This window comes from Burkholderia sp. MSMB1835 (assembly GCF_001526365.1).
Lineage (GTDB): Bacteria > Pseudomonadota > Gammaproteobacteria > Burkholderiales > Burkholderiaceae > Burkholderia.
This window is the reverse complement of sequence record NZ_LOYP01000052.1, coordinates 362,925-375,515: the sequence shown is the minus strand read 5'-3', so window position 1 is coordinate 375,515 and position 12,591 is coordinate 362,925. Positions and strand designations below refer to the sequence as shown.

Here is a 12,591-nt window from a genome sequence, read left to right as displayed (position 1 = left end):
CGCGGAAAATTGACATCGCGGCAAAAGCGCATGAGGACGACATCGGCATCGGCCCGGATCGCGGGATCGGATCCGGCGATCCGGTCGGCCCGCGCAGCCTCGCGCGGCTAGATCAGCCCGCGCACGCCGGCGGCCAGCTGGATCGCGCCGAATACCGCGACGACGGCCGCCGACACGCACGACAGCCCGTGCATGAATGCGAACGACAGCTTCGCGCGCAGCGCGGCGGTCGCGCTGCTCAGGCACAGCCACCACATGGCCGAGCCGACGAACACGCCGGCGACCATCCGCGCGACGGTCGCCCCCATCGCGCCTTCCCGCGCACCCGGCAGCGGGCCGAGCGCCGCGAAGATCCCGACGAACGACACGATCGTCATCGGGTTCGACAGCGTGAGACCGAACGTCGTCAGGAAATCGCGCAGGACGGTCGTGCGCGGCAACTCGCGTTGCCCCGCCTGCGCGGCCGGCGCCTGGCGCGCGATGGTCCACGCGAGCCACACGAGAAACGCGCCGCCGCCGATTTTCAGGCCGACGGTCAACATCGGGAACGCTGTGACGATGCCTGCGACGCCCAGCGCGCCGAGCAGGCCGTAAATCGCATCGGCGCACGCGGCGCCGATGCCCGTCGCGAAGCCCGCCCGAAAGCCACGGCTCAGGCTGCGCTGAATGCACAGCATGCCGATCGGGCCGACCGGCACCGCGATCGACAGCCCCATCACGACGGATTTGATGAACAGCATCGCCTGCCCCTTGCAACATCGCGTGGATCGAACAGGCATCGTAGGGAAAGTCCGCGCCCCGCTGAATGCATTTTTTAAGGAAAAATGGCGGCTCTACCTTAAAAATTCCCGCTGCGATGGACGATCTCGACTGGAAGATACTGGCGCTGTTGCAGGACAACGGGCGCATCAGCTATACGGAGCTCGCGCGCCAGGTTCACCTGTCGGTGCCGGCGGCGACGGAGCGTGTGAAGCGTCTTGAAGCGGCCGGTGTGGTCGAGGGCTACACCGCGCGGATCAATCCGTCCGCGGCCGGCTATCCGGTGAGCGCGCTGATCGGCATCACGGTGCCGCAACCGGCGAAAGCGAAGTTTCTCAAGCTGCTGGAGACGATTCCCGAAGTCGTCGAATGCCATCACGTGACGGGCGCGGATTCGTACGTGATGCGGTTCGTCGCCGTCAGCATGGCCCATCTCGAACGACTGATCGAACGCATCAACCTGTACGGCGAAACGCGCACGTCGATCGTGATGTCGACGCCGCTGCCGGCGCGCGGGATGGCGCGCCCGGCTGCGAAGCCCGGCGACGACCGCAGGTAGCGAGTCGCGGTTTCGCGATCGTCGGACGGTTCCGGCCGGGACCGGCGACGATCGATGGCGGCCGTCCCCGCTCGTGCGGCCGGTTCCCGCATGACGATCGGTACGCGCCGGCTATTTGCCGACCGCGCCGCCGAGCAAGCCGCCCACCAGCGACGTCACCGGCGCGAGCGGATTGGCGAGGCCGCCCAGCGGCGAGCTGCTCCCCGTACCGGTCGCGACGCCGTCGTGCACGGTGGCCGGGATGCCGCCGACCACGCTCGTCACCAGCCCGGAGATCGGCACCGCGCCATTCGCACCGGCCGGGTTCACGAGGCCGCCCACATTGGTTACCGTGTTGCCGACCGCACGGACGAGGTCGCCGACGCCACCGACGATCGGCTGCGGCGACGCGGCGGTCACCTTCCATCCGGTCGACGTGATCGCCCCGCCGACCTGGCCGAGCAGGCCCGCGACCGGCTGCCCGAGGCCGGTTGCGGTGCCGACCTGCTGCGTGAGGTGGCCCGCCGTCGTCACGAGCGGCGTGATCGCGGTGCTGATCGCCTGCGTCGCCTGCTGGACCGGGGCCGACGACAGCGACGCGCCGAGCGCCGCGCCGCCCGTGCGCAAACCGCTCGCCACCGTGTCGAGCAGCCCGCTGACCGGCGTCGTGATCGGCGTCAGCGGCGACAGCGGGCCGGAGCCGAGCGCCTTGACGGTTTCGCTGATGCCGCTGACCGGGTTGCCGGTCGCGGCGACGACCGTGCCGAGGCCGCCGACCGTCGTGCCGACGGGGTTCGGTACGATGCCGATCTGGCCGAGACCGCCGCTCACGGCGTTCGACGTATCGCGGATGATCGTGCCGACGCCGGTGACCGTATCGGCCGGCCCGACGGTGACGCCCTTGCTGAGACCGGGCACGCTCGCGCTACCGAGCGTCGCGCCCGCGTCCATCACGATCCCGCCGATGGAACTGACGATGCCGTTCGTACCCGGCGCGCCGCTCGTGCCCCAGCCGCTTGTACCGCTGCTGCTTGTACCGCTGCTGCTTGTGCCACTGCTGCTTGCGCCACTGCTGCTTGTGCCACTGCTGCTTGTGCCACTGCTGCTTGTGCCACTGCTGCTTGTACCGCTGCTGCTTGTACCGCTGCTGCTCGTGCCGCTGCTGCTCGTGCCACTGCTGCTCGTGCCACTACTGCTCGTGCCACTGCTGCTCGTGCCACTGCTGCCGCTTGAGCCACTACTACCGCTCGTCCCGCTCGTGCTCGTCCCGATGTTGTTGCCAGCCAGCGTCGGTGCCGTAATGTCACTTCCGCCGCACGCCGCGAGCGTACACGCCGCAGCCATAGCGGCGAGCGCAACGTTCGCCGTGATGAAATGATTTCGCATGGAAGCCCCCGTCCACTATTCAGCGCAAACATTTCATCAAGCATCTACCGTGCCATTTCCATCGGCCTCCTTCACAATTTCACAATCGCCTTTCACCGGCCGTCCAGGCCGCGCTACGGGGCAGCGCGCATCGGGTGCGAATCGTGCCGCCCGGCTCGGCCCATGCAGTCAGTCCGATGATGCTGACGTAACACCGCCCCTGCGTTACGTAGCACGAGAAGAGAAAATCCGACGGCGCCCGGTACACGCGTCGCATCGTCGTCACGGCCGCTTCACCAGCTTCACGATCGTCAGTGTGCCTTTGACGTTTTCCACCCGAACCCGGACCTTGTCGCCCACATGCAGAGACGGGATCATCGCCGCGTCGCCGGCCTTGAACGCCATCGTCATCGGCGGCATTCCGATGTTGTCGAGTGCGCCGTGCTTCAGCGTCACGAGTCTGCGCCCGGCATCGATTTCCCTGACTTCGGCATCCGTCAGCTTCGCATCCTGCGCCGACATGCTCGCGTCGCCTGAATTCATGCCCGACATGTCGCCGCCTGCGAGTGCCGGCATTGCAACGACCGCCATCGCGCACAACATCGCGACAGCATGAAAGCAGGTTTTCATCGAGCGTCTCCCGTCGAGCCTCGGCGCGTTTCCGTTTCTGCTCCCAGCCGGTGCGACACGTCACACGATCAACGTCACACCGGCCCAGACGATCAGCACGACGCCGAGCACGCGGCCGATACGATCGCCGCCGGGCAGGACCTTTTCCACGAACACGAACAGCGACAACGCGACGATCCACACGACGTTCATCACGCCGCCGACGAACAGTAGCGCCATCAACAACCAGCAGCAGCCCACGCAAACCATGCCGTGCCGAGCGCCCAGTAGAAAGCTGCCGGCGACGCCGGGACGCCAGTGCGCAATCAGGAACGCCGCCGGCGCGCGGCATTGCCGCAGACACGCGCGTTTCAGCGGCGAGAATTGATAAAGCCCGGCCAGCGCCAGCACGATGGCGGAAAGGCGCGCGCTCTTCGACCACAGCATCATCGCGGAGATCAGCCCGGCCGGCTGCAGCAGCGCCTGAAGCAACGCCGCACCGATCGAGAACGCGAGCCATGTCGTCAGATAGCCGGCCAGCAGCGCCACCGACGTGAACGCCGATCCCGCCGCCCCGTTGCCGTGCTGCAGCAGCACGCGCCGGTACAGCAGCACGAGCGGCGCGGCGCCTGGCGTCATCATCGCGATCATCATCACCCACCACATCGCGATTGCCGTCGGCAGAGACGGATCCATGCTGCCCATGCCGTCCGCCAGCCGATGCGGAAACAGCGCGACGGTCGTCATCTCCCGCGCCGACATGCCGGTTCCCGCGCCCGTCCACAGGTAGAACCAGCACAGGCCGACGAGCGCGGCCATGCCGAGCAGCATGACGGCGCGCTCGCGCGCGAGCCAGGCGTCGAACGGAGTCATGCCGCGGCGCGATGCCGGATCAGCCCGTGGTTGTTCAGATGCAGTCGCGCGAATTGCGCATACGTTCCGTCGAGATTCAGCGCGATGTTGCCCTGCGAGCGCCCCATGCCCGAACCGACCTCGGCCAGCTCGTATTCGAAACCGTGCGGCAGGTCGATCCGCACGCGATGCTCGGCACCGGTCACCGGATTGCGGATGGGTTCGCCGGAGACGTCGAACACACCGTCCACGTGAATCCGGCCGCGCCGTGCATCGACATCGACGTCGAAATCGATCTTCGTGAAGATCGGATCGAACGCGTGCTCGAGCGTCGACGCATACACCGAGAACATCGTCGCGAATGGATCGGTATCCTGACCGGTCATGATTTTCAACACGGCGTCGCGCTGCGCCGGACTCGCGCGCTCGTCGACGATCGGCTGGCACTTGCCCTTGCCTTCGTGAACGGCGCCCGGCCACTGGAATACCACCGCGATCCTGACGCCGTCGAGCACCACGTCGCCGTAGTGGCCGCTGTCGATCGAAATCGCCCCCATCGCTTCGCAGTTGCCGTTGGTCGGCAGCGCATTGAACTGGCAAGGGCAACCGTATGAGCAATTGCAACTGATCATTTCGGTGCCCTGAATCTCCCACGGCGTCATGGCTCCACCTCGCGCTCTGAAACGGACGAACGCTTCGAATCTAGTGCACGCCATCGGGGAAAGCAAAGCGGTAACGGCAGCGTGAAAAACGTGGGTGCCGGCCTCACGTAAGACGTTTCGGGATGGATTCGCGCGGTTGTTCCGCTAACCGTCCCGTCACCCCGCTCTCACACGAACAGCGACACGACGATCGCACACCACACCGCGCCCGCGCCGCACAGAAACACGCGGCGCGCGACGAACATTCGCGACTCGTCGTCGGGCGTTTTCATCGGCGACGTCGCGAGAAACGGCACGCTGGCGAGGCATGCGAAACCGGCTAGCGCGAGCACGATCACGACGTAGTCGCCGAACCGCCACGGCGATGCTTCGTGCAATCCCCAGTAGCCGAGAAACAGCATGCCGATCGAGAACATCGTCGCCGCGGCCGAGCTGAGCGCGACCACCGATCCTGTTGGAAATTGCACGGGAACCTCCTCTCGCGCGGCGCGCGATGCGACGCCTGTCTACGGAGATCGGCATGATCTCGTCCGCCGGCGACGAAATCAGGCGTTCGTTTCGGACTTGAATGCTGCGAGCGCACCGTCTCCATGCTTCGGCGAATACGCGTTGTCACCGATTGACGGGTTCGACCCGGGCGAGTTGTATTTCGTGCCTGTTCAATCGGGCAGCACGACCATGACGTTGCTAGCCCGGTTTCTTCGTGCCCTGCGCAACGGAAATCCACCCGACCACCGCCGCGGCAACCCAGCAACAGGTGATCATCAGGTCCAGATCCATCAGGCCCTGGAAATTCGTACTGTTTTCGAAACTGCAGCGCTGATGGCCCCTGACCCACATGCATCCGCTGATCAACTGCTGGATATGCATGTAGATGCTGTACACGGCAACGGCCGACGCGATGACGGCGACCCGCAGGCGTATGCTCTTTTTCATTGGCGCTGAAGGCTTGGGATGATCTCCCGACCGATCTTAAGTCAATGGCGATGCGCGACGCAATCGCCCTGGTATCGACCCGATTGACCGGCATGCAGAAATGCCTATCGAACGCGCGCCAGCAATGCGAACCACCATGACCACACAGAACACGATTGCACTGATCGTCGATCCCGACAGCGGCGAGCGAATTCACGACATCGCCGCGCACGCGCGGCATACGTGGGTCGTGACGAGCGACACGAACGATCCCGTGATCAGGCAGATCTGGAATACGCGCCGGGCGGAGTCGGACCGGGCCGCCGAAAGCGGCGTGACCCTGTTCCTGCGTCATGGCGACGACCGCGACAGCTGGTGCGCCGGAATACTGGATGCGGTGGACGACCATCACGGCGACGCGATGCATCTCGACGGCCATGCGATTCTGGTCGTTTACGGCACGCCGCTTTCCGCGCGCCTGCGACACGCGTTGTCCGCGTTCGGATTTTCTGGCTTCGTGTCGACGGCGGAAGGATTTCGAGCGATCAAGCGCGGCACCGCATGAATCGTGGGCAGCTCAAAGCGCTCCTCGCCCAACCGGCGATCGACCGGATGGCCTTCAGGTAATCCGCCGCCGGTTGCCAATGAATCCGCGTGCCGTTCGCCTCCGCGTCGCTCCGTTGCCTCACGACCGTGCCGACATGCTCGCAAGCAGCACGTCGTAGCCGGCCTTCGCGAATCCCGCGGGGCGCGACGATCGTCGTTGCGCCCGATCGTCGCGCCGTCCATCACCCATGCCGATGCCGACGAAAACCGGGCGCACACCACTTCGTCATGTGACGCACGGGCATGCCGCTTGCGCGCTGGATGTTTCTCGGCTGCTGACACCACGCTGTCAGCGGGGAACGTCTAAGCTCGATCGACCGACACCCGAGGAGCACCGCCCTTGGCCCCTACCGAAGGACCGGCCGCACTGGCCGAACGCACCGTCAAACGCCGCGGCGTGACCCTGCTCACGCTGTGCATCGCCGTACTGGTCGCCCAGGTCGACACGGCCGTCGTCAACCTCGCCACGCGCGCGATCGGCGCCTATTTCCATGCCGGTGTCGGCGCCTTGCAATGGGTCGTCGACAGCTACAACCTCGCGTACGCGGTACTGCTGCTGACCGGCGGGCTGCTCGCCGACCTCTACGGTCGCCGCCGCGTCTTCATGGCCGGCACGGCCGTCTTCACCATCGCGTCGCTGCTGTGCGCGCTTGCGCCGTCGGTGTCGGTGCTGATCGCCGCCCGCGCGCTGGCCGGCGTCGGCGCGGCGTTGTTGCTGCCGGCGTCGCTGGCGATCGTGCGGGTCGTGTGGCGCGACCCGGTCGAACGCGGCCGCGCGCTCGGTATCTGGGCCGCGTGCAACGGCGTGGCGATGGCGATCGGGCCGACGCTCGGCGGCGTGCTGATCCGGCACTTCGGCTGGCGCAGCATCTTTTTCGTCGTCGTGCCGCTGAGCATCGCCGCGATGCTGCTCGCGATCCCGGCCGTGCCCGAGTCGTCCGATCCGCACGGCCGGCATTTCGACGGCGCGGCGCAGGTCATGGGCGCACTCGCACTCGGCGCGCTCGCGTATGCGGCGATCGTGTTCCGCGAGGCGCCGGTCGCATGTGCGATCGCGGGCTGCATCGCGGTGGCGTCGTTCGTCGCGTTCGTGGCGATCGAGCGCCGCCACGGCGAATCCGCGCTGGTGCCGCTCGACATTTTCCGGATCCCTGCGTTTCGCGGCGCGATCGCCGCCACCACCGGCATGACGTTCGGGATGTACGGCGTGCTGTTCCTGCTGCCGCTGACGTGGCAGAGCACCGGCCGCCTCGATTCGACCGGCGCGGGCCTCGCATTGCTGCCGATGGCACTGGTGTTCGTCGCCGTATCGCCGTGCTCGGGGAGATTGTCGGAGCACATCGGCACGCGGGCGACGACAGCCGGCGGCGTCGCGGTGATCGCGAGCGGACTCGCTGTGATCGGCGCGTCGGCCGGTTCGCCGAGCCTGCTCGGCGCCGAGATCGGGCTCGCATTGACGGGGCTCGGGATGGGCGTCGCGACGGGCCCGCTGATGACCGTCGCGGTGGGCGCGGTCGACGCCGCGCGCTCGGGCACCGCGAGCGCGCTCGTCAACGTCGCACGGATGACCGGCGCGACACTCGGGATCGCGGTGCTCGGCACGGCGTTCGCCGCCGTGCACGGCGGCGCGGCCGGCCTGCGCGTGGCGATGTTCGCCGGCGCGGTGGTTCAACTGACGGGCGCGGCGGTATCGGCCGTCAGCGTGCAACGGGCGGCATGACGCGCCACCGGCGTGCTCGCCCGGCGCTCAACGATGCTTCCCGCCACGCTTGCGCGCCCGATGCTCGGCGCGCTTTTGCAGCAGCGCCGGCATCAGTTCCTCCATGTATTGCCGCGCCTGCCCGCGCGTGACGATCTCGCTGAAACGCTGGTGAGCCTTGTCCTGACCGACCAGTGCCGCATGCGCTTTCCTCAGGATATGCAGATAGGCGATCAGGCTCGTGCCGTCGCGCACGGGCAGCGCGTCGCGCGCGTCCGGCGTCGGGGCGGGACTCATGCTCCGATCCTTTGCGGACAATCCGTCCGGCACGTCGTCGTCACGAGCCCGAGCAGGTCGTTGGCGAGACGATCGCGATCGGTCAGCGGCGCGAGGCCGAACAGCCGCTCGAGCGTCGCGGCCACCGACGCGTGGTCGTACGGCGTGTGATCGACGTGTCCGGCCGCGACCCACGGCGAAATCACGATCGCCGGCACGCGCACGCCGTACACGTCGAAGCCGAAGCCGCTCGCGTTCAGCGTCGCGGGCGCGCCATCGTTCGGCGGCGGCGCAGCGCCTGGCTTGACCGAATCGTAGAAGCCGCCGTGCTCGTCGTAGACGATCACGAACAGGCTGCTGTTCCACACTGGCGCGTTGCGAATCGCGTTGTACACGCGCGCGGCGAGCTGGTCGCCGCCGGCCAGCCCGTCCATCGGGTGCTGCGAGCTGCCGTTCCGGTAGGTGCCGTGCACGATGTCCCCGTAGCCGGGTTCGATGAACGTGTAGCGCGCGGTGTAGCCGGCCGCGAGATCGGCTTCGAAATGCGCGAGATCGTCGACGTCGAAGAAGCTGATGCCCTTCAGCGACGCGACCTGCGGCACGTGACCGAGCGGATCGCCCGTCTGGTCCTGGTAGATGCGCCAGTTGTCGTCGCCGAGCGCGCCGAAGATCGAACCGTTCGGATAGTGGAAGCCGTCGAACGTATTCCATCCGGCCATTTCTTCCTTGGTCGGCGAATGGTCGAGCCCGGCCGACGATGCGCCATGCAGGAAGAAGCGGTTCGGCCAGGTCGGCCCCGGCATCGATGCATGCCACGCGTCGCACAGCACGAACGCATTCGCGAGTGCGTACAACGACGGCGCCTGCGTCGCGGCATCGACGCCCAGCATGATCTTGCCCGCATCGGCCAGTTGCGGCGGCGCGCCCTCGGCATGCGACGTCGCATAGTTCGACACGAACCCCGAATTGCCGACCGGCGGATACGGCTGCCCTTTCACGAACGGCACGCCCGCGCCGCAGAGCTGTTCGAGCACGTCGGTGAATTCGTGGCACGGATCGGTCGGCATCCGGTCGGGCGCGCCGCCGCCGAACGGATAGACGGTGCCGCCGTACGCATTGCTGTTGCCCGGCGACGCGGCGACGATGTCGGCGATGCCCGACAGCGCGAACAGATGATCGAAGGAACGGTTCTCGAGCATCAGCACGAACACGTGCCGGACGCGATCCTGAACCGACGGGACGGCGGGAGCGGAAGAAGATTCGGGGGCTGCGTCTGCACTCATGGCGCCTCCTGGCGTCGCGCGACGAAGGTCCGGCCGGCACGGCCGTTGGCCCGCCGAAAGCACTGAAGGGATTGAAAGCCACGCGCGGGCCGCGCATTGCCGACGAGTGTACGACCGCGCCGGCCCGCGCGTAAAGCCGCATGCGAACGGCGTCGCCGCGCGTGCGTTCAGTCGTCGGCCGGGGCGGTTTTCAACGTCACGACGTCGCGCCGCGGCGGCGCGCCGAACATCCGTGCATATTCGCGGCTGAATTGCGACGCGCTTTCGTAGCCGACGCGATACGCGGCCGTTTCCGCGTTCGCCGCGCCCGTCACCATCAGGTGTCGCGCTTCGAGCAGACGCAACTGCTTCTGGTACTGCAGCGGCGTCATCGACGTCAGCGCCTTGAATTGCCGGTGAAACGCGGACGGACTCATTTGCGCGACGGCGGCGAGTTCGTCGACGCGGATCGTCTCGGCGAACTGGCCGCGCAGCGCATGGATCGCCGCGACGACGCGCTGGGCGTGACTATTCGCGAACACGACGCGCGACACTTCACCACCGTGCGGCCCGGCGAGCAGCCAGTAGCAGATCTCGCGCTTCACGAGCGGCGCGACGATCGGAATCGCCTCCGGCGTATCGAGCAGCCGCACCAGCCGCAGCACGCAATCGGCGAGCGGCCCGCCGAAATCGGTCACGCAGACGCCGTGTCCGACCGGGCCGGCCGCCTGCAGCGGCGGTGTATCGAGCCGTTCGAGCACGTCGCGCATCATCGCCAGATCGAATTCGAGCACGAGGCCGAGAAACGGTTCGGCATCGCTGGCCTTCACGATGCGGCTCGTCGCCGGCATCTCGACGCTGACGACCAGCGCACGGCCGGGCCCGTAGTCGTAGCGCCGCCCGCCGAACGTCGTCCACTTCGCCCCCTGCACGACGACGCACAGCGCCGGTTTCATGATTCGCGGCGCGGACAGCCGCTCGCGGTTCGAACGCAGCAGGATCAGCCCGTCGATCGCCGTCGCGACCGGGCTTTCGTCGCGTTGGCCGCCGGTCAGGTGTGCGACGCGCTCGAGCAGTTCATCCGACATGATGCAATCCTCCGTACCCCGATCTCCCGATGGTACCCGCGACACCGGGCGCGCCGGCGCGCGGGGCAGGATCGGGCAAGAACGCGGCCGGTTCCGGCATTCAGCGGATGCGCCGGCCGCCGTACGCTTGCCGCTGTTCGTCACCTACTTGGCCAGGAGCACAGCATGACAACAGCACACCCGGCAGCGTCCGTCCCGAAGATCGCCGTCGTCACCGGCGGCAGCCGCGGGCTCGGGCGCAACACCGTGCTTCATCTCGCGCGGCGCGGCGTGCGTTCGATCTTCACGTATCGCTCGAATCGCGCGGAAGCCGATCGCGTCGCCGCGCTGACCGCGCAAGCCGGACAACCGGCGCTCGCGCTGCCGCTCGATACGGGCGACATCGCCACGTTCGACCGCTTCGCCGAACAGCTTCGCGACGCCCTTTCAGGCTGGGGCGCCGAGCGCTTCGATTTCCTCGTCAACAATGCGGGCACATCGCATCACGCGCCGATCGCCGAGACGACCGAGGCCGACCTCGACGCGCTCTATCGTGTGCACTTCAAGGGCGTGTTCTTTCTCACGCAGACGCTGCTGCCGCTGATCCGCGACGGCGGCCGCATCGTGAACGTGTCGTCCGGCCTCACGCGCGTCTCGGTGCCCGGCAGCGCAGCGTACGGATCGATGAAGGGCGCGGTCGAGGTGCTGACGCGCTATCTGGCCAAGGAGCTGGGCCCGCGCCGCATCGCGGTGAACGTCGTCGCGCCGGGCGCGGTGGCGACCGATTTCAGCGGCGGGATGGTGCGCGACAATCCCGACGTGAATCGACAGATCGCGGAATGGACGGCGCTCGGCCGCGTGGGCGAGCCGGACGACATCGGGCCGATGATCGCGTCGCTGCTGTCGGACGACAACCGCTGGGTCAATGCGCAGCGCATCGAGGTGTCGGGCGGGATAGCGCTCTGAGCAGTGACTTTCGTCGATCGGCCCGATGCGATCGGCGCACGTTCAATCAAGACGCCCTGCCGGTCCGCCGGGAGGGCGTTCCGTTTTGGTTCCACGACCGAAACGACTTCATCGATGACGTGCGCGGGCTCGACACACGCTAACTGGTGATCGTCGGCGACAAGGACCCGAGGTTCGACGCAGCGGCGATGCAGGCGGCGTTTTTTGCATGACATGCGGACGCGCGGCTCGGGACGATGCCGAATTGCGGGCATTACCCGATGCACGAATGTCCGCCGTATTTCGCGATGGTGATCGAGGATTTCCTGCGGGACGCGGCCGCCTGAGCGTGGAACACGCGCGGCGCCGATAAAGGCGGGAGACGTAGAAGAAGCCAACGCGGCGCAACGGCGCCGCCGGCAATCGGCGAACGGCACGCCGTGCGCCGTTCATCCGGTTCGTCCGGCCATGCGGCCGAACAGGTGTCGGCCGGTGCGCGCGGATGCGCACCGGTCGTGGCCGCTCAGCGGCGCGGCTGGCCGCTTCGCGGCGGACGCGGCGAGTTCGCGTCCTTGTGCCGGAAGTTGATGCGGCCCTTGGTGAGGTCGTACATCGACAGTTCCAGCGTCACGCGATCGCCCGCGAGAATGCGGATGTGGTTCTTGCGCATGCGGCCCGACGCGTACGCGCCGACCACGACGCCGTTTTCCAGCGTGACACGGTATTTGCTGTCCGGCAGCACTTCGTCGACGATTCCGTCCAGTTCCAGCAGTTCTTCTTTTGCCAAACCAATTCCTCCAGACAAGGTGATTGACCGCGGCCGCGGCGACTGCCCGGCGCCGGCTCCCGCAAACGGGACGGCGGCCGGCAGGCAGCCGGGATCGGTTCGTTCAGACGGGCCACTGGCCTGTCTTGCGATCGGAGCCCGGCGCGTTGCGGCGTTCGGGCGGTCGGTGGCGGCGGCGCAATGCGCGCCGCGCAAGTCGGGACCGCGCCGGCTACGGGGCATGGCGGCGGCCTGCTCGGGTTGATGCGT

15 protein-coding genes are annotated in these 12,591 nt (G+C 67.4%); 4 read left to right on the top strand and 11 right to left on the bottom strand.

Features of this window, described 5'->3' with window-relative positions:
• Window positions 1-107: 107 nt before the first annotated feature.
• Window positions 108-740, bottom strand: coding sequence for a LysE family translocator (locus WS96_RS25725; RefSeq protein WP_059836400.1), 633 nt, complete (start codon window positions 738-740; stop codon window positions 108-110).
• 116 nt (window positions 741-856) lie between these two features.
• On the opposite strand from WS96_RS25725, the gene WS96_RS25720 reads away from it, so the two are divergent.
• Window positions 857-1,318 carry an Lrp/AsnC family transcriptional regulator gene (locus WS96_RS25720; RefSeq protein WP_059836398.1) on the top strand — a complete coding sequence of 154 codons (462 nt, stop codon included), beginning with the start codon at window positions 857-859 and terminating at the stop codon, window positions 1,316-1,318.
• Between the two features lie 111 nt (window positions 1,319-1,429).
• Here the strand turns inward: WS96_RS25720 and WS96_RS25715 are convergent, their stop codons facing one another.
• The 6 genes from WS96_RS25715 to WS96_RS34620 form a co-directional block, all read right to left on the bottom strand.
• Window positions 1,430-2,683, bottom strand: coding sequence for a collagen-like triple helix repeat-containing protein (locus tag WS96_RS25715; protein WP_179949985.1), 1,254 nt, complete (start codon window positions 2,681-2,683; stop codon window positions 1,430-1,432).
• A 261-nt stretch (window positions 2,684-2,944) separates the two neighbouring features.
• Entirely contained in the window at window positions 2,945-3,292 is a 348-nt protein-coding gene (locus WS96_RS25705; protein ID WP_059836394.1) for a copper-binding protein, read from the bottom strand.
• Window positions 3,293-3,352: 60 nt separating this feature from the next.
• Window positions 3,353-4,144: a DUF2182 domain-containing protein gene (locus tag WS96_RS25700; RefSeq protein ID WP_059836369.1), complete on the bottom strand. Its 792-nt coding sequence runs from the start codon at window positions 4,142-4,144 to the stop codon at window positions 3,353-3,355.
• Window positions 4,141-4,785, bottom strand: a complete 645-nt coding sequence (locus WS96_RS25695; protein WP_059822333.1) for a DUF1326 domain-containing protein — start codon at window positions 4,783-4,785, stop codon at window positions 4,141-4,143. The genes WS96_RS25700 and WS96_RS25695 overlap by 4 nt, the downstream gene beginning before the upstream one ends.
• Before the next feature lie 167 nt (window positions 4,786-4,952).
• Complete coding sequence (locus WS96_RS25690) at window positions 4,953-5,252, bottom strand: hypothetical protein (protein ID WP_059783422.1); 300 nt, start codon at window positions 5,250-5,252, stop codon at window positions 4,953-4,955.
• 220 nt (window positions 5,253-5,472) lie between these two features.
• Window positions 5,473-5,721, bottom strand: coding sequence for a hypothetical protein (locus tag WS96_RS34620; RefSeq protein ID WP_034204763.1), 249 nt, complete (start codon window positions 5,719-5,721; stop codon window positions 5,473-5,475).
• Between the two features lie 136 nt (window positions 5,722-5,857).
• Between WS96_RS34620 and WS96_RS25680 the strand changes: the two genes are divergently transcribed.
• A complete protein-coding gene (locus WS96_RS25680; RefSeq protein WP_059836367.1) occupies window positions 5,858-6,265 on the top strand; it encodes a hypothetical protein in 408 nt (135 codons plus the stop codon).
• 381 nt (window positions 6,266-6,646) lie between these two features.
• On the top strand, window positions 6,647-8,026 hold the full coding sequence (locus WS96_RS25675; RefSeq protein WP_059836365.1) for an MFS transporter: 1,380 nt from the start codon (window positions 6,647-6,649) through the stop codon (window positions 8,024-8,026).
• A 27-nt stretch (window positions 8,027-8,053) separates the two neighbouring features.
• Here the strand turns inward: WS96_RS25675 and WS96_RS25670 are convergent, their stop codons facing one another.
• From WS96_RS25670 to WS96_RS25660, 3 genes are all read right to left on the bottom strand, one after another.
• A complete protein-coding gene (locus WS96_RS25670) occupies window positions 8,054-8,302 on the bottom strand; it encodes a hypothetical protein (RefSeq protein WP_059836363.1) in 249 nt (82 codons plus the stop codon).
• Window positions 8,299-9,564 carry an alkaline phosphatase family protein gene (locus tag WS96_RS25665; RefSeq protein ID WP_059836361.1) on the bottom strand — a complete coding sequence of 422 codons (1,266 nt, stop codon included), beginning with the start codon at window positions 9,562-9,564 and terminating at the stop codon, window positions 8,299-8,301. Before WS96_RS25665 ends, WS96_RS25670 begins: the two co-directional genes overlap by 4 nt.
• Window positions 9,565-9,731: 167 nt before the next feature.
• Window positions 9,732-10,631, bottom strand: a complete 900-nt coding sequence (locus tag WS96_RS25660; protein WP_059836359.1) for an AraC family transcriptional regulator — start codon at window positions 10,629-10,631, stop codon at window positions 9,732-9,734.
• A gap of 165 nt (window positions 10,632-10,796) precedes the next feature.
• On the opposite strand from WS96_RS25660, the gene WS96_RS25655 reads away from it, so the two are divergent.
• A complete protein-coding gene (locus WS96_RS25655) occupies window positions 10,797-11,576 on the top strand; it encodes an SDR family NAD(P)-dependent oxidoreductase (protein WP_059836357.1) in 780 nt (259 codons plus the stop codon).
• A 502-nt stretch (window positions 11,577-12,078) separates the two neighbouring features.
• On the opposite strand, the gene infA is transcribed toward WS96_RS25655, so the two are convergent.
• Window positions 12,079-12,342 (bottom strand): translation initiation factor IF-1, encoded by a 264-nt coding sequence (gene infA, locus WS96_RS25650; RefSeq protein WP_027780754.1) that lies wholly within the window; start codon window positions 12,340-12,342, stop codon window positions 12,079-12,081.
• Between the last annotated feature and the right edge of the window lie 249 nt (window positions 12,343-12,591).

Coding starts and splice junctions, on each gene's coding strand:
- WS96_RS25725 (WP_059836400.1), bottom strand. CDS start 740: ATGCTGTTCATCAAATCCGTCGTGATGGGGCTGTCGATCGCGGTGCCG.
- WS96_RS25720 (WP_059836398.1), top strand. CDS start 857: ATGGACGATCTCGACTGGAAGATACTGGCGCTGTTGCAGGACAACGGG.
- WS96_RS25715 (WP_179949985.1), bottom strand. CDS start 2,683: ATGCGAAATCATTTCATCACGGCGAACGTTGCGCTCGCCGCTATGGCT.
- WS96_RS25705 (WP_059836394.1), bottom strand. CDS start 3,292: ATGAAAACCTGCTTTCATGCTGTCGCGATGTTGTGCGCGATGGCGGTC.
- WS96_RS25700 (WP_059836369.1), bottom strand. CDS start 4,144: ATGACTCCGTTCGACGCCTGGCTCGCGCGCGAGCGCGCCGTCATGCTG.
- WS96_RS25695 (WP_059822333.1), bottom strand. CDS start 4,785: ATGACGCCGTGGGAGATTCAGGGCACCGAAATGATCAGTTGCAATTGC.
- WS96_RS34620 (WP_034204763.1), bottom strand. CDS start 5,721: ATGAAAAAGAGCATACGCCTGCGGGTCGCCGTCATCGCGTCGGCCGTT.
- WS96_RS25680 (WP_059836367.1), top strand. CDS start 5,858: ATGACCACACAGAACACGATTGCACTGATCGTCGATCCCGACAGCGGC.
- WS96_RS25670 (WP_059836363.1), bottom strand. CDS start 8,302: ATGAGTCCCGCCCCGACGCCGGACGCGCGCGACGCGCTGCCCGTGCGC.
- WS96_RS25665 (WP_059836361.1), bottom strand. CDS start 9,564: ATGAGTGCAGACGCAGCCCCCGAATCTTCTTCCGCTCCCGCCGTCCCG.
- WS96_RS25660 (WP_059836359.1), bottom strand. CDS start 10,631: ATGTCGGATGAACTGCTCGAGCGCGTCGCACACCTGACCGGCGGCCAA.
- WS96_RS25655 (WP_059836357.1), top strand. CDS start 10,797: ATGACAACAGCACACCCGGCAGCGTCCGTCCCGAAGATCGCCGTCGTC.